The organism is Roseovarius roseus, from assembly GCF_043355935.2.
Lineage (GTDB): Bacteria > Pseudomonadota > Alphaproteobacteria > Rhodobacterales > Rhodobacteraceae > Roseovarius > Roseovarius roseus.
Genome location: NZ_JBHFPE020000004.1, coordinates 182130 through 200815 on the forward strand (window position 1 = coordinate 182130; position 18686 = coordinate 200815).

Genomic DNA, 18686 nt, shown 5'->3' on the forward strand with positions numbered 1-18686 from the left:
GCGCGCCGCCTAGAGCTTGCCGATCTTGAGCCGCGTGATGCGGTTGTCCTTGCGCGCCATGACTTCAAAGCGGAAGCCGTGGAAGCTGAACACCTGATGCGCTTTGGGGATCATCTGCGCCTCGTGGATCACGAGGCCCGCGATGGTGTTGGCGGCGTCATCGGGCAGAGACCAGTCAGTCGCGCGGTTCAGATCGCGGATCGTCATGGCGCCGTCCACCAGGTATTGGCCGTCTTCGCTGCGGCGAATGGGATGCTCGGCATCGGCGTCGAATTCGTCGGTGATCTCGCCCACGATCTCCTCGAGAATATCCTCAAGCGTGATCAGACCTTGAAGCGAGCCGTATTCATCCACCACCAGCGCGAAATGCGTGCGCATCCGCAGAAACTGGCGCATCTGGTCGTCGAGCGTCGTCGTCTCGGGCACGAAGTAGGGTTTCATCACTACGGAGGTGATATCGAAGGCGCGCCAGGCATCGGTGCTGCCGCCATCGCCAAGCGCCAGCTTGTGCATGGCGCGCAAAAGGTCCTTGGCATGGACGATGCCGATGATGTTGTCGGGATCGCCGCGGTAGACGGGCAAGCGGGTATGGGGCGATTTGAGGCACTGGTCCAGAATGGCGACGGGCTCGAGCCCCGCGTCGATCATCTCGATCTGGCTGCGGTGGCGCATGATCTCTTCGACGGCCCTCTCGCCCAGATCGAGCGCGCCCAGGATGCGGTCCCGATCCTCCTTCTCGACCACGCCCTCGGAATGGCCGAGATAGAGCGCGCCCGCGATCTCCTCGCGCACGGCTAGGATCTGGCCATCAGGGTCCGTCTTGACGCCGACGAGGCGCAGGATCAGCCGCACCAGCACCCGGACAGCGGACACGACGGGCGAGAAGATGCGAATGACGAGTGTGATGCCGGGCGCAACGCGGCTGGCGGCCACCTCGGCATTGGTGATGGCATAGGTCTTGGGCAGAACCTCGGCAAAGATCAGCACAAGCAGCGTCATCACCAGCGTCGCCAAGGCCACGCCCGATTCCCCGAAAAGCCGGGTGAAAAGGGCGGTGGCCAGCGACGTGGCAAGGATATTGACCAGATTGTTGCCCAGAAGGACACTGCCAATCAGTCGCTCATTATCCTCGGTGATACTCAGCGCGCGCTCCGCGCCCTTGTCGCCCTTGTCGGCGCGGGCGCGCAGCTTGCCCCGCGAGGCGGCGGTCAGGGCGGTTTCACTGCCCGAGAACAGCCCCGACATGACCAAAAGCAGCAGGATCGCCGCCGAGGTGATCCAGAAAGCGGCGTCGAAAGTGAGGGTCATCTCGTCCATTGGGGCCTTTGTCCTTTTATGCCACAGGGGTTATGGGGTTTGCCGCGCCCACGATCAAGGGATCATGGGCGGCCCTGCTCAATGAACGTGCAAAGGTGCCGCCCGGCCCGCGCTACTCGCCGTCCGAAACGGCACTTGCCGAAGATTTGCGCGCGGCCGCGTCGGAGAGGGGGTGATGCTCCAGCACCAGGGCCGAGAGGCGCGCGTCAAGGACGTGGGTATAAATCTCGGTCGTGGCGACATCGGCGTGGCCCAGAAGGGCCTGGATCGCCATGAGGTCCGCCCCGTTGGCCAGCAGATGCGTCGCGAAGGCGTGGCGCAGCGTATGCGGTGTCACGTCCGCGGGGCTGACGCCGGCCTCAACCGCCAATTCCTTGATCAGTGCGTAGAAGCGATGCCGGGTCAGATGCCCCGATTTGCCCGACGAGGCAAAGAGATAGGGTGAGGGCGGTTTGCCCTTGGCGCGGTCCCGCTCGGCCTGCGCGTCCAGCATGGCAAGCCACTCCTGCAACGCGGCGCGGGCGGGCGGCGACAGGGGCACCATCCGCTCCTTGCCGCCCTTGCCGCGGATCATCAGCATCTGCGGATTGCCGCGCGCCGCCGCAACGGGCAGCGAGACAAGCTCGGTCACGCGCATCCCGGTGGCGTAGAGGAGTTCCATCAGGCAGATGTTGCGGCAGCGATCGCGCGCGCTCCGCCCGGCGGTGCGGGCGGCCTCCAGAAGGCGGTCGACCTCATCCTCGCTCAGCGTCTTGGGCAGGCGCGCGTCGCGGCCCGGCCCCTTGATCCGCATCGCGGGATTGTCGGCGCGCAGCCGGTCCTCGAAGGCAAAACGGTAGAGCTGTTTTACCGCCGAGAGCCGACGCGCGCGGGTGGATTTTGCCAGCCCCTGCGCCTCCAGTCCGACAAGGTAGCGCTCGATATCCGCCTGGCTGGCGGTATCGGGGGCAAGGTCCTCATGCGTCAGCCAGCCGGTGAAATCCGACAGATCGCGGGCATAGGCCTCAAGCGTGTTGCGCGCCGCGCCCTGTTCGGCGGCCTGCGCCTCGAGAAAGGCGGCGCACCATTGGCCCGCAGTGCTCATGCGGGCGTTCCAAGGATGAGCGCCTGCAACGCGGCGCGCCGGGCCGCATCCTCAAGGCCGACAGCCCGCAACGTGCGCAGGGCGCTTGCCATTTCGCCGGGATCGCCATCGGCGCGGTCGAATTGCAGCGCGGCCGACAGGATCGCCTCGCCCAGCTTGCCTTGCCGGATCAGATAGGCGTGTTCTGGCGCGGCCTCGGGAGGCTGGCCAAAGGCGGCGGCGATCATGCTCTCTGCGGGGCTTTCGGCCAGCGCCGCATCGGGGCGGCCCCGGGCCAGACCGGCGAGGAACGTCATGGCACGCCCGTCCGGGACGCGTTCCGTCGCCGCTTCGTAATCGGGCGTCAGAAGCGCCATCTGAAACGCCAGCGCGTGCAGCCGATCGGGAAGCTCCGCGTCCCTGACACGCTCGGCGAAAAGCTCGGCAAAGGGCACTTCCAGCCCCTCGCTACGCATCTGGTCCCAGGCGTTTTCCAGCGCCGTTCCGATGCGCGCGGCATTGCCAGCTGCAAGGGCGGTTTCGAGCTCCTGAATGGCACTCACCCGGTCCCAGACCCCGCCCGAGGCCGAGGCATCCTGCCGCGTGTAAAGCCCCATGAGCCGGTTCGGCGCCAGGGCGCCCGCGCGCGTCAGGCGTTCGGCGGCCTCAATCTCGGCCTTCCAGCCGATGGTGCCGCGCAGGTCCGACATCGCAAAGGCCAGCGGAAGCCCGCGCGTCGGCAGCGGGGAGCCGATCCCGTCGAACAGGCGAAATTCCAGAGGCGAGGGTGCGCTGCTGGGTACCGGGACGGGAGCCTCTTCGGCCAACTCGGGGTCAAGAAACTGCGCCAGCAGGGCACTTTCGCTACCCTTGATCGTGCCGAGGGCAGCGCCCGTGTCATACATAAGCGCGGCCGTCGCCCAATCGCCGGTCAGCGCCGCGCAATAGATGCGGGCGGCGTCGCCCGCCATCAATCCTGGCGATGCCTGGAGCGCGGTGCAGGCTTCCGTCTCGGAACCCGCCAGCAGGGCCAGATCGAACCAGGCGGGGAATATCCCCGGTGTTTCGGGTCCGGCGCGGGCCAGCAGTTCCATGGCTGGTTCGACAGCACCAAAACGGCGCAGCATGTCAACACGCGTGCGCAGATACGCGCTCTCGCGCCCATGCGGCGGCTCGGCCTCGGCCAGCAGAAGCGAATGATATAGGGCCATGATCGCCGGCGGTGGCTGTTGCGTCGCACTCTGCCAGAGGGCGGTCAGGTCTTCGGCGCCGCTCTGCGCCCAGAGCGTGGCGGGCAGGCCCGTGACTGAGGGCGGCAGAAGGCCCACAGCGCCGCTGGTCGCATCGGCAAGGGGGGTCGTCTCGACGCTGGGGATATTGACCTCGCCGGCGACGGGCGGCTCGCTGATCGGGCGGCCCGGCGTCGATTGCGCCGCGCCCGGCTGGTTCAGCCAGTCGATCGCCGAGAGCGGCGGCGCGGTCTCTTGCGCCAGTCCCGCGCCGGGCAGCAGCGCCAGCGCAATCGCGGCAGCGCGTCCGGGGCTACTGTGCATCTAGCAGGATGTCCTGACGAATCTCGGTCGCTTCGGGCGTGAAATCCGCGCCAAAGAACGGGCCCAGATAGGCGTATCCCACCAAGGCGATGAAGCCCAGGATGGCGAGATAAAACAACCACTTGATAAGTCTGAACACGATATGCCTGCCTGCGGTTCGATCCGTTTTGCCCAACTTATAACTGGCCTTTCGGGCAAGATCACGTCATTCAGTCACGGATTGTTGCAAATGGGCGGGGGAGTGCCGACAGTGGCAGGCAAAGGGCCGTCAACCTTGAGCCGGACAGTGGTTCTGGTGGGCATGATGGGCGCGGGCAAAACGGCGGTGGGCAAGGCGCTGGCGGCGCGGCTTGGCGTCCCGTTCCGCGATTCTGATGCCGAGATCGAGACAGCCGCGGCAATGAGCATCTCCGAGATTTTCGAACGCGATGGCGAGGCCTTCTTTCGCTGCCGCGAGACGGAAGTCATCGACCGCCTGCTCTCGGGCGAGCGCAGCATCCTCAGCACCGGGGGCGGCGCCTTCCTGCAGCCGCGCAACCGCGAGATCATTGCGCAAAAGGGCGTGTCGGTTTGGCTGAACGCCGATCTGGGGCTGCTCTGGAATCGGGTCAAGAACAAGGATACGCGCCCGCTGCTGCGCACGCCCGATCCCTACGCGACGCTGCGCAGTCTCTACGAGGCTCGCGTGCCCATCTACGCCCAGGCCGATATCGAGGTTGTCAGCCGCCCCGGCTATACGATCGAAACAATGACCACCCGCGTGATCGAGGCGCTTGCCGCCCGCCCCGGAATACTGGAATCCGAATGAGCCATATCGTCCATGTCCCCCTTGGCGAGCGCGCCTATGACGTCCACGTCGGCCCCGGCCTGCTCGCGCGCTCGGGCGCGCTGATCGGGCCTTTGCTGCGCCGCCCGCGCGTCGCGGTCGTCACTGATGAGGCTGTCGGCGCGCTGCATCTGGACGCGCTGCGCGCCGGGCTGGGCGAGGCGGGCATCGAGATGACGGCGCTGGCACTGCCACCCGGCGAGGCCACGAAATGCTGGGCGCAACTGGAGCGCACCACGGAATGGCTGCTGGCCGCGCAGGTCGAGCGGAACGATGTCGTGATCGCCCTCGGCGGCGGCGTGATCGGCGATCTGGTGGGGTTTGCGGCGGCGATCCTGCGGCGCGGCGTGCGTTTTGTGCAGATCCCGACCAGCCTTCTGGCACAGGTCGACAGCTCGGTCGGGGGCAAGACGGGGATCAACTCGGCCAAGGGGAAAAACCTGATCGGCGCCTTTCACCAGCCCAGCCTCGTTCTGGCCGACACGGACCTGCTGGCAACGCTGAAGTCCCGTGACTTCCTCGCCGGTTATGGCGAGGTCGTGAAGTATGGCCTGCTTGGCGATGCCGCCTTTTTCGAGTGGCTGGAACAAAACGCCCCCGTGATGGCCGCCGGCGACATGGAGGCGCGCATTCACGCCGTTTCGCGCTCGGTCCAGATGAAGGCCGATATTGTCGCCCGCGACGAGATCGAGCAGGGCGACCGCGCGCTGCTGAACCTCGGTCATACCTTCTGCCACGCGCTCGAAGCCGCCACCGGCTATTCGGATCGCCTGCTCCACGGCGAGGGCGTCGCCATCGGCTGCGCGCTCGCGTTCGAGTTGTCGGCCCGGCTCGGCCTCTGCCCGCAAGAAGCACCCAGCCGCGTGCGCGCCCATCTTCGCCAGATGAAGATGAAGGTGGATCTGGCTGATATCCATGGGGATTTGCCGGACGCGCAGGCGCTCCTTGATCTGATGGCGCAGGATAAGAAGGTGCAGGCCGGACGTCTGCATTTCATTCTCGCGCGCGATATCGGCGAGGCTTTCGTCACCTCGGATGTGCCACCGGATACCGTCCTGTCAGTGTTGCAAGACGCGCTCGCCACCCGTTGAGCGCCCTGGTTTCATCTTGGTAAAAATACTCAAATCCCGGCGCCCGAAACAGGCGCCGGAGCCAGTAATTCAGCCCAGCTTCACCAGCGCATGACGCTTCTTGCCCGCGCTCAGCTTGATCGGCTGGGCCAGGTCCGCGGCGCCAATCATCAGCCCAGCATCCTCGAGCGGCGCATCGTTCATCCGCGCGCCGCTCTCGGCGATCAGGCGTTTGGCGTCCTTGCCGGACTTGGCCAGCCCTGTGCGCACGATCAGCTGTACGATCGACACGCCCTCCGCCGCCTCAGAAGGCTCCAGAACCAGCGTCGGCAGATCGTCCCCGACGCCGCCTTTCTCGAAGACCTCGCGCGCCGTCGCCTCGGCGGCCTGTGCCGCTTCAACACCGTGCAGTAGCCCTGTGACTTCATTGGCCAAAATCACCTTGGCCTCGTTGATCTCGGAGCCACCCAGCGCGCCCAGACGCTCGCATTCGTCCAATGGCAGCTCGGTGTAAAGCTTCAGGAAGCGTCCGCTATCGGCATCGGTCGTGTTGCGCCAGAATTGCCAGAACGTGTAGGGGCTGCACATATCGCCATTCAGCCAGACGGCCCCGCCTTCGGATTTGCCCATCTTCTTGCCGTCCGAGGTGGTCAAGAGCGGCGAGGTCAGGCCAAAGACATGCCCCTCGATCACGCGGCGCGTCAGGTCGATCCCGTTGACGATATTGCCCCACTGGTCCGATCCGCCCATTTGCAGCGCACAGCCATAGCGGCGGTTCAGCTCAAGGAAATCATAGGCTTGCAGGATCATGTAGTTGAATTCGAGAAAGCTCAGCGACTGCTCGCGGTCGAGGCGCGACTTGACGGATTCAAACGAGAGCATCCGGTTGACCGAGAAATGCCGGCCGATATCACGCAGAAATTCGAGGTAGTTGAGCCCATCGAGCCATTCGGCGTTGTTGACCATGATGGCATCGGTCGCGCCCTCACCATACGACAGGTATTGCGCAAAGACCTGCTGCATCCCAGCGATGTTCTCGTCGATCACCTCGTTCGTCAGCAAGGGCCGCTCATCCGCGCGAAAGCTGGGATCGCCCACCTTGGTCGTGCCGCCGCCCATCAGGGTGATTGGCTTGTGCCCGCATTTTTGCAGCCAGCGCAGCATCATGATGTTCAGCAGATGGCCGATATGAAGCGACTTGGCCGTGGCGTCATATCCGATATAGCAGGGGGTCACGCCCGCCATCATCCGCTCGTCCAGGCCCTGCATGTCGGTGCAGTCGGCCAGATAGCCGCGCGAGACCATGACGTTCAGGAATTCGGATTTGGGGTGATAGGTCATGGCGCTTGTCCCGGATTGCTTTGCGCGGCATGTATAGGTGCGCATCGGGCAAAGGAAAAGAGCATGTTGAAGGCCGAACGGATGTGGGCGCTGGGGGGGATGTCGGGCACGTCGCTGGACGGGGTCGATGCCGCACTTGTCGAGACCGATGGCGAGGCGATCTTCAGCTTCGGGGATAGCCGCTATCGCGCCTATAACAAGGACGAGCAGGCGGTGCTGAGCGCCGCGCTGGGCCGCTGGCCGGGCGATGATCTGGATGCGGCCGAACGGATCGTGATGGACGCACATATCGAGGCGCTGAGCGGGCTTGACGCGGCCCTCGTCGGCTTTCACGGCCAGACGCTGGCGCATGAGCCGGGCGGGCGCGGTACGCATCAGTTGGGCGATGGCGCGGCGCTGGCCGAGGCGTTGGGCCTGCCGGTGGTTTGGGATTTTCGCAGTGCAGACGTTCGCCTGGGCGGGCAGGGCGCGCCGCTGGCGCCGTTTTTTCACCACGCCTGCGCGCGTTATATTGGTGCGGATGCGCCCGTGGCCTTCCTCAATCTTGGCGGTGTGGGCAACCTGACATGGGCCGATCCCGCTGTGCGCCGCCCCGAGGATGCCGGCGCGCTGGTGGCCTTTGACACAGGGCCGGCCAATGCGCCGATCAACGATTTGATGATGGCCCGGCGCGGTGTGCCCTATGACGAGGGCGGCAGGCTGGCCAAGGCGGGCACCGTGGCCGAGGGCGCGCTGGAGCTTTTCCTCGACGAGGGATATTTCCTGAAGATGCCGCCCAAATCGCTGGACCGCGACGCCTTTGCCGACATGATCGATCTGGTCGAGGAGCTGCCCGATGCCGATGCCGCCGCGACGCTCACGGCCATGTCCGCCGCCGCCGTGCTGCGCGGGATGGAGCATTGCCCCGAGCCGCCCGCGCGCCTCTTGGTCTGCGGTGGCGGACGGCACAACCCGGTGATGATGGACATGCTGCGTGCCGCCCTCGATTGCGAGGTGGCGCCAGTCGAAGATGTCGGCCTCGATGGCGACATGCTGGAGGCGCAGGCCTTTGGCTATCTGGCCGTGCGCGTGGCGCGGGGGTTGCCGACCTCCTGCGCGGCAACGACGGGCGTGCGCGCGGCGGTATCGGGTGGCACGCTCAGCAGGCCGGGAGAGGCGTGATGGACTACGCCCTGAACGATGGTGCCGGGGGCGGTGGCGCGCGGCTGGGCCTGATCGTGCTCGCCACCGACGAGACGCTGGAATTCGAGGCGCGGCAGATGTTGGCGGGCCGCGAGGTGCAACTGCTTCATGCGCGCATCCCGGTGGCGGCGCAGATCACGCCCAATACGCTGGCGCAGATGGATGCGGCGATGCCCGTCGCCGCCGCCCTCCTGCCTCAGGGGCTGGATGTGATCGGCTATGCCTGCACATCGGGCGCGACGGTGATCGGGCAGGCGCGCGTGGCCGCGCAGGTGCAAACGGTGCATCCTGATACGGCGGTGACCGACCCGATCAGCGCTGTGATCGCCGCGCTGTCACGGGTGGGCGCAGAGAGCATCGGGATGGTCACGCCCTATGTTGCCAGCGTGACCGCCCCGATGCGCGCGCTCCTCGCGGTCAACGGGATCGAGACACTGCATGAGGTCAGCTTTGCCGAGAGCGATGACAGGCGCGTGGCCCGTATCGATCCGGCCTCGACCCGGGCGGCGCTGCTGGAGGCGGCCAAGACGCCGGGGATCGGCGCGCTCTTTGCCAGTTGCACGAATTTGCAGACATTTCCCATCATCGCCGAGGTCGAGGCGCAGACCGGCCTGCCGGTGATCACGTCGAATCAGGCGCTTCTTTGGCACATGCTGCGGCTTGGCAAGGCGGGTGCGCAGGGCTGGGGGCCGGGCCGCCTCTTTTCGCTTTAGCGCGGCCGTCGCTTTGCCAATCGCGCGTGCGGCCCCATATTGGACCGAAGCCAAGCAGGAGAGTTGCGCATGAGCGAGACCAAAGCACCGCCCCCGACTCCGGGGATCAGCCGCGCCGAGGCACAGGGCGTGCGCTATGCCGCCGAGCTGGAGGGCCATGTGCGCTGGCTGGATGCCATCACAGGCGCGGCGCTGGGCGTTCTGGCAACGGCCTCGGGCATCTATACGTATCTGGGGGTCTCGTCGCTGCTGGATGACAACGGGGCGCTCAGCTTCTTTGCGGCCGCGTCCTATTCAATTGCGGTGTCGGTCGGCATTTTCGTCTTCTGGTCCTACCTTATGCGCCTTTTGCCCTCGGTGCGCAGCATGGCGTCGCGCATCGGTTTGCTGGTCTCAATGGGGATTGGCTCGCTTGCGATCATCGCCATGTCCTCATGGCTGAACGCCGCTGCGCTGGCCGGATCGGCGGCGGTCGAGCAGCATCTGGCCAAGACGGTGCAGGATTACCAGGCCTCGCTGGAGCAGGCGCATGACATCGCCGTTTCCGCACAGGGGCTGGAGCGGGACGTGGCCCGCGTGCGCCAATCCTTCGAGGATCTGAGCGCGCAGGAGGCCAGCGGGGATCTGTCGGGCCTAGCCGGACGCGGTGCGGTCTTTCGCGTCCTCAGCCAGAAGTCGGACGAGCTGCGCGGTCTCGAGGCGCAGATCGCCTCGCAGCAGCCGCTGGTCGAGGCGGCCTTTGCCGAGGGCAACGCGACGCTCAGCCGGATGCGCGCGCTGACGGTCGAGCCGGGCCCGGTCGAGCCGCGCTCGGTCCAGTTTTCCGAAGAGGCGGTGCGCCTTGCCGGCCTCATCACGCAGCTGCGGCAGTTGTCGGTCGCGCCGCTGGTTTCGCGCGCGGCGCAGGATCTGGCGGCGTCCGTGGTGCTGCCAGAGCTGGACGGGCGCAGCGATGCGGCGCGCGGCGATCAGCAGACCACGATCAGTTCTGTGCTGGAGGTGTTGGGCCAGCGTGCCGCGACACTGCGCAGCGCTGCCGATGCCGTCGTGTCCATGCCGCCCCCCAGCGAGACGACCTATACACCGATCTCCACTGCCGATGCGGTGATCCGCTATGCCGGGAATTTCGCCCCCTCCTGGGCAGGGGCCATCGCGATCGACCTGCTGCCGGCGGTTCTGGTCTTTATCCTGATGGTGACGCAGGCGGCGATCCGGTCGGGCCGCGAGGGCGTCGGGATCGAGCAGACGCTGACTCTGTCCGAGCTGCGCGCGGCCATGATGGTGTTGCACGAGATGGACGAGGTGCGCCACCCAGTGCCGCCCGTCGCGCGGGCCGATAGTGCCCCGGTGCAGGCGCCCGGCAGGGCGGGTGGCAACGGGTCCGCCACGCCATGATCGAAAAGGCAAAACGCGGCTGGGACGCGCGCCGCGTTCTTTATGCTGTGCTGGGGCTGCAACTGGTCATGGCCGGGCTGCTGGCAGGTTCGGACGTGCTGGGCGCGCTGCCGCGCCTTGGCTGGCCGTCCTCTGCGCCCGGTGTCGAGAGCCCGGTCGCGCCGGGCGATCAGACCCGCCGCTATGCCCCGCGCGACATGCCCTTGCCCGAGCGCGCACCCGGCGCGCCCGAGCGGCCCTATCGCAACACCGGCGACATGCCCGGCCGATTGGAATTCCTCCGCGACGGCGCGGCGCTGCGCGTGACCGGCACCATCGCCCCCGGCGACGACGAGCGCCTGGCCGAGCGACTGGAGACCGAGGCCGGGCTGGAGCGCATCGTGCTGAACAGCCCCGGCGGATCGGTGCGCGATGCGCTGGATATCGGGCGCAGCATCCGCGCGGCGGAACTCGACACGGTGATCGAGGCTGGCGATGTCTGCTTTTCCGCCTGTCCCTACATTCTGGCTGCGGGCGTGGCGCGCAGCGCGCCGAAGGGTGCGCAGGTGGGCGTGCATCAGCATTATTTTGGCAAGAATACCGTGCTGCCTGCCTTTCTGGCGGTTGAAGATATCCAGCGCGGGCAGGGCGAGGTGATGGAATACCTGGATGACATGGGCGTCGATATCCGCCTGATGCGTCCGGCACTGGCGACGGGGCCGGACGACATCTACGTGCTCTTGCCCGAGGAGTTGCTGGAGTATCGCCTGGTAACGGACGGGGTCGAGGGCTGAAGGGGTGGAGCCTCCGGCGGGGATATTTTGAGCAAGAAGAAATCTGTGCGCGCGGTTGTCGGCGGTCAGAGCGGGGCGGCGCGCAGTTTTGCGCCATCGCAATCGGCCTTTGAGAGGCCAAGCGCCTCGCGCACCTGCAGGACGATGCCCATCTCGGTCTCGCTGGGAACGCCATCGGCCAACATCACCTGCCAAAGCGCCTCATGCGCCTCTATCCGGGCTTCGAAGCTGACGGTTTCGCGGATGAGAAGCGCGAATTTGCGCGTGCTGGGCGCCTCGGCCTCGATCTTTTCGCAGGTGGCGCGCATCTTGGCCGCGTCGACGGGGCCGAGCCCGTTCAGGCGTGCAAGCAGCGTGTCGATTCGGCTGATCTCGGCAAACTGGTAATCGTCGTCGGATTTGGCGACACGCACCATCAGCGCGCCGAGGGCAAGGCGCGCATCGGGCTCTGGCAGAGGGTCCGACGGGTGCCCCTTGAAGAGGTTGAGGATACGGGTCAACATATCCAGACGTTTACCGCGTCTGCGCAGCAGGGCAAGCGTTTTCCTGCGCCGCTGAGCGGCCTTGGCCCCTGGCCGCCGATACGGGGCGGCGCGCGGCGGTCCCGCAAAGTTTTTCGAATTGCCCGAATGGTGCCACATGCAGACCCCGGTCCCACCCGAATCGAGGGGCATTCCGGCGGCACGCAAACGAATGTTTCGAAGGGTCTCACACATGCATATGCCGTTTCGTCAGGACTGGACCCAAGGCAGCGCCGCGGCGCACCTCAAGATCATGCGCCGCGCGCGGCGGGGCGATCTGATCCGTCTGGCGCGAAGCTATGACTGGGAGGCGCATCCTGAGGTAGTTCTGGGCTGGATCATGGCGCAGCGGCGGATCGATCTGGGCGCGGCCTTGACGGTGTTCCTGCGCGGGGAGCCGGAGCGCTTCAACTACATGCCCAAGCGGGATGTGGCCGAGGCGCACCAGCCCGCGGCGCGGCTTCTCGACAATATCTGTCTGCGGATCAATTCGGGGTTTTACCTGCCGGGTGGGCCGGTCTCGCGCGCCGAGAAGAGGCGGCTGATCCGCTGGATCGAGGCGCAGCAGGCCGACCGCGCCGAGGGCAAGAATGGCCGCTGGGTGCTGGACGAGGAGATCCTGTCAGCGATCATGCACGCTGCCGAGGACGATGCGCCGGGCGCCCCGCCAGCCGGGGACGAGGCGATGCGTCTTCAGTCGCGCAGCCGCGGTGCGGGCAGGGCGCCGGGCGGAACGGCGCAGTGGCTGCGCCGCGCGATCAACTTGCTCGCGGATCTGCGCGGGGGGCGAGGACGGCCCTGACCATCGAGGAGGGCCCACGAGACCAGAAGAGGCGTTCCGCACCGGGGCGATCTGCGTTAAGCATTCCGGTAGCCAGCGCATGGCGCCGAGAGGGCGCTCTGCGCAGATCCGACGCCAAGCCCCGAGATGAGTCCGAGGGACAGATATGAGCACGCCAGACCCCTCCTTCGTGGCCCGGACCCTTTCGGAGACGCGCGCCGGGCTTCGGCGGGCGTGGCATATCATGGTCACGCGGGGGCCCAGCCAGTTCCAGTTCTGGATCATCGCGCTGCTGATCGGTATCGCGGCGGGCTTTGGCGCGCTGTTTTTTCGAAAGGGCATCACATGGCTGCAGGTCCTGCTCTATGGCGTCGATGATCCGCGCAACCTCTATACGTTTGCGGGCGGCATGGCGTGGTACTGGATCCTGATCATTCCCATCCTCGGCGGTCTGGCCGTGGGCCTGATCCTGACCCGGTTTACCGATGACGGGCGCGTGCGCGCGGTGGCGGACGTGATCGCGGGGGCGGCGCTGCACGACGGCCGGGTCGAGCGGCGGGCCGGGATTGCCTCGGCGGCGGCGTCGCTGATCACGCTGGGGGCGGGCGGCTCCTCGGGGCGCGAGGGGCCGGTGGTGCATTTGGCAGGCGTCATCTCCAGCTGGGCGGCGGACCGGATCAATGCCAACGGCTTGCATGGGCGCGACCTCTTGGGATGCGCCGTGGCGGCAGCGGTTTCGGCCTCGTTCAACGCGCCGATTGCGGGAGCGCTTTTTGCGCTGGAAGTGGTGCTGCGCCATTTCGCCATCCACGCCTTTGCGCCGATCGTCATCGCGAGCGTCGCGGGAACGGTCATCAACCGGCTGGAATTCGGCGGGTTGACCGAATTCGTGTTGCCGACCTCATCGGCGCTGGAGTTTTATGGTGAGTTGCCGGCCTTCCTGCTCCTCGGCCTCGTCTGCGGCGTTGTGGCCGCAGCGCTGATGCGTAGCACTTTCTTCGCCGAGGATGTGGGCACGGCGATCTGCACCCGCCTGTCAATTCCGGGCTGGCTGCGCCCCGCCATTGCAGGTGCGATGCTGGGGGGGATGGCCATCGGATTTCCGCATATCATCGGCGTGGGGTACGAGACGACGAACGCCGCGCTCACCGGCCAGCTGATGCTGCACGAGGCCATCGTCTTTGCCGTGCTCAAGGTGGTGGCAGTCGCCATCACGCTGGGTGGCCGCATGGGCGGCGGAATATTCTCGCCTTCGCTCATGCTGGGCGCGCTGACGGGGCTGGCGTTCGGCTTGATCGCAACGCCGATCTTTCCCGATGTCTCGGGATCGCTGTCGCTCTATGCGCTGGCGGGCATGGGGGCTGTCGCGGCGGCAGTGCTGGGTGCGCCGATTTCGACCACCATGATCGTGTTCGAGCTGACCGGAGACTGGCAGACCGGTCTTGCCGTGATGGTGGCGGTGTCGATGTCAACAGCACTGGGCACGCGGCTGGTCACGCGGTCATTCTTCCTGACACAGCTCAAGCGGCGCGGCATCCATCTGGCCGAAGGGCCGCAGGCTTATCTGCTGTCGATGACGCCCGTGGTGGGACTGATGCGCCCGGCGGGCAATGACAGTGCGCCCTCCGAGGAGGTGTGCCGCGCCATGATCGACAAGGGCATTCATGTGGATATCGGCGCTACGCTCGAGACCGCGATGCCGCTCTTTGAGGCGCATGAGGTGAACTATGTGCCGGTCATCGCGCAAGGCACGGGCGAGGCGCCCAGCATATACAAGGGTGTTCTCTATCACGTCGATGCGCTGAAGGCGTTCAACCTGGCGCTGGCGTCGCTGTCGCGTGAAGAACACGGGTAGGGCAATGCCGCCGCAGGGGTAGGGGGCTTTGCCCCCGCGCCGTAAAATTCGGGGAATTTCCCGGCGCTCCCCCAGGATATTTTCAGCAAGAAGAACCGGTGTCAGACCCGCTCGACCGTAACGAGATCGCCGGTATGAAAGGCGAGGTGGCCCTTGATCTGCGAGACCTCGGCCAATGGGTCCTCATAGCTCCAGGCTGCGTTCTCGATAGTGCGGCTTTTCGTGATGATCGAGTAGTAACTGGCCAAGCCCTTGTGCGGGCAATCTGTGTTATGCGCACTGGGGTCGAGAAAGGCGGTGGCAATGTCATCGCGGGGGAAGTAGATGACCGGGGCATACCCTTCCTCGGTAAGTTCGAGGGCATCCCCGCTTTCACCGATGACGGCGCCGCCTGCGCGGACGCACCAGGTGCCGGAAGCGGGTTCGATCGTGATCTTGGTCATGGGCGTTTGCCTTTCGTGCTGCTGCGCTTGGCGGCACCATGCCGCCTTTGGCGCGGCAATGCCAGTGCTGTGAGCGGGCCCCCGCCTCAAAGGGGGGCGGTCGCCTTTTCCAGCCATTCCGCGGCAGCGTCGCTCAGGTGCGGGCCGATCTTGTCGCGGCACCGGGCGTGGTACGAGTCGAGCCAGGCGATTTCGAGGTGGGACAGCGCGTCGCGGTCGATCAGGCGGCGGTCGATGGGCACGAAATTCAGCGTCTCGAAAGCGAGGCGGTTCTTGGCGCTGTCTGCCTTGTCGCTGTCGGGCAGGGGCGTGGCGGGCTGTACCACCAGCAGATTTTCGATGCGGATGCCGAAATGCCCCTCGCGGTAATAGCCGGGCTCGTTCGACAGAATCATGCCGGTGCGAAGCGCCGTCTCGCTGGCGCGGCTGATGCGCTGGGGCCCCTCGTGGACGCAGAGATAGACGCCAACGCCGTGGCCGGTGCCGTGGGCATAGTCCTGATCGGCCAGCCACAGCGGGTAGCGCGCGATGGCGTCGATGTCGCGACCGGCGAGGCCCTTCGGGAAGCGCAGGCGGCTGATGGCGATCATGCCCTGCAGCACGCGGGTAAAGGCCGCGCGTTCGTCCTTGCCGGGCGTGCCGATAGGCAGGGTGCGGGTGATATCGGTGGTGCCGTCGAGATATTGCCCGCCGCCATCGAGCACCAGCAGATCGCCGTCCAGCAGTGTACGGTTCGACGTCTCGGAGACGCGGTAATGCGCCAGCGCGCCGTTGGGGCCACCGCCTGCGATGGTGTCAAAGCTGATATCCAGCAGCTTGCCCGTGGCGCAGCGGGCCTCTTCGAGCCGGGTGACCACGTCGATCTCGGTGATCGTGCCGGGCGCTTGCGCATCCAGCCATGCGAGAGTTTCGCAAACCGCCGCGCCGTCGCGCAGATGCGCCGTCCGGGTGGCGGCAATCTCGGCCTCGGTCTTGCAGGCCTTGGGCAGGATGCAGGGATCGGGCGCGTGGGCGGCGTCGATACCCGCCTCATCCAGCGCCTGCGCCACGGCGACGGGGATCGACGCTGGGTCGATGCGTACGGGCGAGAGCAGCAGGGTGAGTGCGGCGGAAAATCCGGTATCAGGATGGGCCGAGACGCCGTCCGAGGTGCAATTTGCGGGCAGGCTGTCCAGCTTGGCGGGATTCACATAAAGTTCGACCCGCGTGTCGTCATGCAGGATGGCGAAGGCATGCGGGATCGGGTTGCGCGGGATGTCCGCGCCGCGAATGTTCAGCAGCCACGCAATGCTGTCGGGCAGGGTGAGGATGGCGGCGCGGTGGCCTGCCTTGCGCAGGGTCCCGGCCAACTCTGCGCGCTTTTCGGCGCTGGTTTTGCCCGCCAGATCGTCGGGGTAGGTCGTGATGGCGCCATTCGGGGGCGCGGGGCGGTCCGGCCAGATGGTATCGATCAGGTTCGCCTCGGCGGTGCACTCGATGCTAGAGCCTTCGAGGGCGCCTGCCAGATCGTCCATCTCCTTGACTGTGTGCAGCCACGGATCGAAGCCGACCTTGCCGCCATCGGGCAGAGCGTCCTTCAGCCAGTCGGCCAGCTTGGTGTCGGGCCAGTCGACGAGTTGGAAGGCCGAGCCGTCGGTCTGGCTTCGGACTTGGGTGCGGTAGCGGCCATCGACGAAAACGCCTGCCTGATCTGTGGTGATCGCAGCGAATCCGGCCGAGCCGGTGAATCCGGTGAGCCAGGCCAGACGCTCGTCCCCCGGGGCCACGTATTCGCCCTGATGCACATCGGCGCGCGGCACCAGCCAGCCGTCAAGGCGCCCGGCCTGCATCGCATTGCGCAGCGCGGCAAGGCGGGGCGGCCCCTGTTCGGGGCTGGATTTGGTGTCAAAGGATTGAAACATCACGAGGCCCTTTTCATGCCTTTGGACATGCCCATCACGCGCGCTCGGGCGCGCGGATCGCTGTCAAACAGTGCGGCCAGCTGCTCGGTCATGGCGCCGGCCAGCTGGTCGACATCGGTGATCGTCACCGCGCGGTCATAATAGCGTGTCACGTCATGGCCGATGCCGATGGCCAGAAGCTCGACCGCCTTGCGCTTTTCGACCATGGCGATGACGTCGCGCAGGTGTTTTTCGAGGTAATTCGAAGGGTTGACGGACAAAGTTGAATCGTCGACCGGCGCGCCGTCCGAGATGACCATCAGGATCTTGCGCGCCTCGCGGCGGGCCATCATCCGGCGGTGCGCCCATTCCAGCGCCTCGCCGTCGATATTCTCCTTCAGCAGGCCTTCCTTCATCATCAGGCCGAGGTTCTGGCGCGTGCGGCGCATTGGGCTGTCGGCGGATTTGTAGATGATATGGCGCAGATCGTTGAGCCGTCCGGGCAATTGCGGGCGGCCCTCACCCAGCCATGTCTCGCGGCTTTGGCCGCCCTTCCACGCGCGGGTGGTAAAGCCGAGGATTTCGACCTTGACGTTGCAGCGTTCAAGCGTGCGGGCAAGCACATCGGCGCAGATCGCGGCGATGCTGATGGGGCGGCCGCGCATGGACCCGGAATTGTCCAGAAGCAGCGTCACGACCGTATCGCGAAACTCGGTATCCTTCTCGACCTTGAAGCTGAGCGGTGTCGTGGGGCTCGCCACGATGCGCGCAAGACGGCCGGCGTCGAGGATGCCTTCCTCGCGGTCAAATTCCCAAGAGCGGCTTTGCTGCGCTTGCAGGCGGCGCTGCAACTTGTTGGCAAGGCGGGAGACGGCGCCCTTCAGCGGCTCGAGCTGCTGGTCGAGATAGGCGCGCAGGCGCTCCAGCTCGACGGGCTCGGCCAGGTCTTCGGCATGGATTTCCTCGTCGAAGAGGGTCGAGTAAACCTGATAATTGGGGTCAGCGTCCGAGACGGGCTGCGGGGCGGGCGGCTCCATCGGGGCGTCGCCATCGGGCATGTCGGCATCTTCGCCAGCATCCTCATTGGCGCTCTCGTCCATGCTGACCTGCGCCTGCGACGCATCCTGCTGCTCGTCCTGGGACTGCTCGGCCTCGGCGTCGGACTCTTCGGTGTCGCTCTGGTCCTCGCCGCTGCTGTCGGGCTCGTCCTCGTCCTGATCCTGCTGGGCCTCGTCCTCCTGCTCGTCATCCTCGGCATCGGGATCGTCGCCCAGCTGGTCGCCATAGCCCAGATCCTCGATCACTTTGCGCGCGAACTTGGCAAATTCGGCCTGATCGGCGAGGGTATCTTGCAGGTTCTCCAGGGTCTCGCCCGCCTCGCCTTCGATAAAGCCGCGCCAGAGCTCCATCACGTTGCGCGCGCCTTCGGGCAGCTCGCGGCCCGTGGCGAGGTGGCGGATCAGGTATTCGGCGGCCTTATGCAGCGGCGCATCGGCGGGATCAGTGATCTGCGCATAGCCCGCGCGCGCGGCCTCGGCGGCGATCTTGCTGTCGATATTGCTCGCTGTCCCTGGCATGGTACGCGCGCCCACCGCTTCGCAGCGGGCCGTCTCCATCGCCTCGTAGATGTCGCGGGCCATCGCGCCGGGGGGCACGTATTTCGCGTGGGTTTTCGCGTTATGGTACTTGTGCCGCAGCGCCAGCGCGTCGGCGGTGCCGCGCGCGTGCAGCACCTCCTCGCGGGACATCCGGCGGCTGATCTGCGGCAGGCGCATGGAATCGCCCGAGATGCCCGCGGGATCGACCGAATAACTGACATTCAGATCACGGTCGCCGGACATGACCTTGGTCGCCTCGGCGAGCGCCTTCTTGAACGGATCGGCTGGGTTGTCGGATGGTTTTTTCATTTTGATCCTTCAACGCATCGCGCATTGGGCCGCGAACAGAAGCCGCGTCCCTGATGGAACGCGGCG

Annotated in this window: 17 protein-coding genes; 8 read left to right on the top strand and 9 right to left on the bottom strand. The window is 66.2% G+C overall.

The genetic code is table 11. The features are described 5' to 3' along the window. Positions 1-9: 9 nt before the first annotated feature. From ACEWPL_RS09160 to ACEWPL_RS09175, 4 genes are all read right to left on the bottom strand, one after another. Positions 10-1317, bottom strand: coding sequence for an HlyC/CorC family transporter (locus ACEWPL_RS09160; RefSeq protein ID WP_393931579.1), 1308 nt, complete (start codon positions 1315-1317; stop codon positions 10-12). Between the two features lie 112 nt (positions 1318-1429). Then, a complete protein-coding gene (locus ACEWPL_RS09165; RefSeq protein ID WP_393931581.1) occupies positions 1430-2401 on the bottom strand; it encodes a tyrosine recombinase in 972 nt (323 codons plus the stop codon). Further along, the gene (locus ACEWPL_RS09170) at positions 2398-3933 is read right to left on the bottom strand and encodes a hypothetical protein (protein ID WP_393931583.1); all 1536 of its coding nucleotides are present in this window, start codon (positions 3931-3933) and stop codon (positions 2398-2400) included. Before ACEWPL_RS09170 ends, ACEWPL_RS09165 begins: the two co-directional genes overlap by 4 nt. Continuing rightward, positions 3923-4072: a hypothetical protein gene (locus ACEWPL_RS09175; RefSeq protein WP_393931585.1), complete on the bottom strand. Its 150-nt coding sequence runs from the start codon at positions 4070-4072 to the stop codon at positions 3923-3925. Before ACEWPL_RS09175 ends, ACEWPL_RS09170 begins: the two co-directional genes overlap by 11 nt. Before the next feature lie 90 nt (positions 4073-4162). On the opposite strand from ACEWPL_RS09175, the gene ACEWPL_RS09180 reads away from it, so the two are divergent. Together ACEWPL_RS09180 and aroB are read left to right on the top strand one after the other, a co-directional pair. Further along, positions 4163-4741 carry a shikimate kinase gene (locus ACEWPL_RS09180; protein WP_393931587.1) on the top strand — a complete coding sequence of 193 codons (579 nt, stop codon included), beginning with the start codon at positions 4163-4165 and terminating at the stop codon, positions 4739-4741. Then, complete coding sequence (gene aroB / locus ACEWPL_RS09185; RefSeq protein ID WP_393931589.1) at positions 4738-5850, top strand: 3-dehydroquinate synthase; 1113 nt, start codon at positions 4738-4740, stop codon at positions 5848-5850. The genes ACEWPL_RS09180 and aroB overlap by 4 nt, the downstream gene beginning before the upstream one ends. A 69-nt stretch (positions 5851-5919) precedes the next feature. Here aroB and tyrS read toward each other — a convergent pair whose 3' ends face one another. Beyond that, a complete protein-coding gene (gene tyrS / locus ACEWPL_RS09190) occupies positions 5920-7170 on the bottom strand; it encodes a tyrosine--tRNA ligase (protein WP_393931591.1) in 1251 nt (416 codons plus the stop codon). Positions 7171-7233: 63 nt separating this feature from the next. Between tyrS and ACEWPL_RS09195 the strand changes: the two genes are divergently transcribed. The 4 genes from ACEWPL_RS09195 to ACEWPL_RS09210 all read left to right on the top strand — a co-directional run bounded on the left by ACEWPL_RS09195 (position 7234) and on the right by ACEWPL_RS09210 (position 11233). Continuing rightward, positions 7234-8331, top strand: a complete 1098-nt coding sequence (locus ACEWPL_RS09195) for an anhydro-N-acetylmuramic acid kinase (protein WP_393931593.1) — start codon at positions 7234-7236, stop codon at positions 8329-8331. Further along, positions 8331-9065 (top strand): maleate cis-trans isomerase family protein, encoded by a 735-nt coding sequence (locus ACEWPL_RS09200; protein ID WP_393931595.1) that lies wholly within the window; start codon positions 8331-8333, stop codon positions 9063-9065. The genes ACEWPL_RS09195 and ACEWPL_RS09200 overlap by 1 nt, the downstream gene beginning before the upstream one ends. Positions 9066-9134: 69 nt before the next feature. Further along, a complete protein-coding gene (locus ACEWPL_RS09205; protein WP_393931597.1) occupies positions 9135-10460 on the top strand; it encodes a hypothetical protein in 1326 nt (441 codons plus the stop codon). Next, positions 10457-11233 carry a COG3904 family protein gene (locus ACEWPL_RS09210; protein ID WP_393931599.1) on the top strand — a complete coding sequence of 259 codons (777 nt, stop codon included), beginning with the start codon at positions 10457-10459 and terminating at the stop codon, positions 11231-11233. The genes ACEWPL_RS09205 and ACEWPL_RS09210 overlap by 4 nt, the downstream gene beginning before the upstream one ends. Positions 11234-11298: 65 nt before the next feature. Here the strand turns inward: ACEWPL_RS09210 and ACEWPL_RS09215 are convergent, their stop codons facing one another. Then, a complete protein-coding gene (locus tag ACEWPL_RS09215; protein WP_393931601.1) occupies positions 11299-11736 on the bottom strand; it encodes a tellurite resistance TerB family protein in 438 nt (145 codons plus the stop codon). A 211-nt stretch (positions 11737-11947) separates the two neighbouring features. On the opposite strand from ACEWPL_RS09215, the gene ACEWPL_RS09220 reads away from it, so the two are divergent. After that, positions 11948-12556: a hypothetical protein gene (locus ACEWPL_RS09220; protein WP_393931603.1), complete on the top strand. Its 609-nt coding sequence runs from the start codon at positions 11948-11950 to the stop codon at positions 12554-12556. Positions 12557-12701: 145 nt separating this feature from the next. Then, positions 12702-14390, top strand: a complete 1689-nt coding sequence (locus ACEWPL_RS09225; protein ID WP_393931605.1) for a chloride channel protein — start codon at positions 12702-12704, stop codon at positions 14388-14390. 101 nt (positions 14391-14491) lie between these two features. Here the strand turns inward: ACEWPL_RS09225 and ACEWPL_RS09230 are convergent, their stop codons facing one another. From ACEWPL_RS09230 to cobT, 3 genes are all read right to left on the bottom strand, one after another. Then, positions 14492-14833, bottom strand: a complete 342-nt coding sequence (locus tag ACEWPL_RS09230) for a DUF427 domain-containing protein (protein ID WP_393931607.1) — start codon at positions 14831-14833, stop codon at positions 14492-14494. Between the two features lie 86 nt (positions 14834-14919). Next, on the bottom strand, positions 14920-16734 hold the full coding sequence (locus ACEWPL_RS09235; protein WP_393931609.1) for an aminopeptidase P family protein: 1815 nt from the start codon (positions 16732-16734) through the stop codon (positions 14920-14922). Continuing rightward, positions 16734-18620, bottom strand: coding sequence for a cobaltochelatase subunit CobT (gene cobT / locus ACEWPL_RS09240; protein ID WP_393931611.1), 1887 nt, complete (start codon positions 18618-18620; stop codon positions 16734-16736). Before cobT ends, ACEWPL_RS09235 begins: the two co-directional genes overlap by 1 nt. Between the last annotated feature and the right edge of the window lie 66 nt (positions 18621-18686).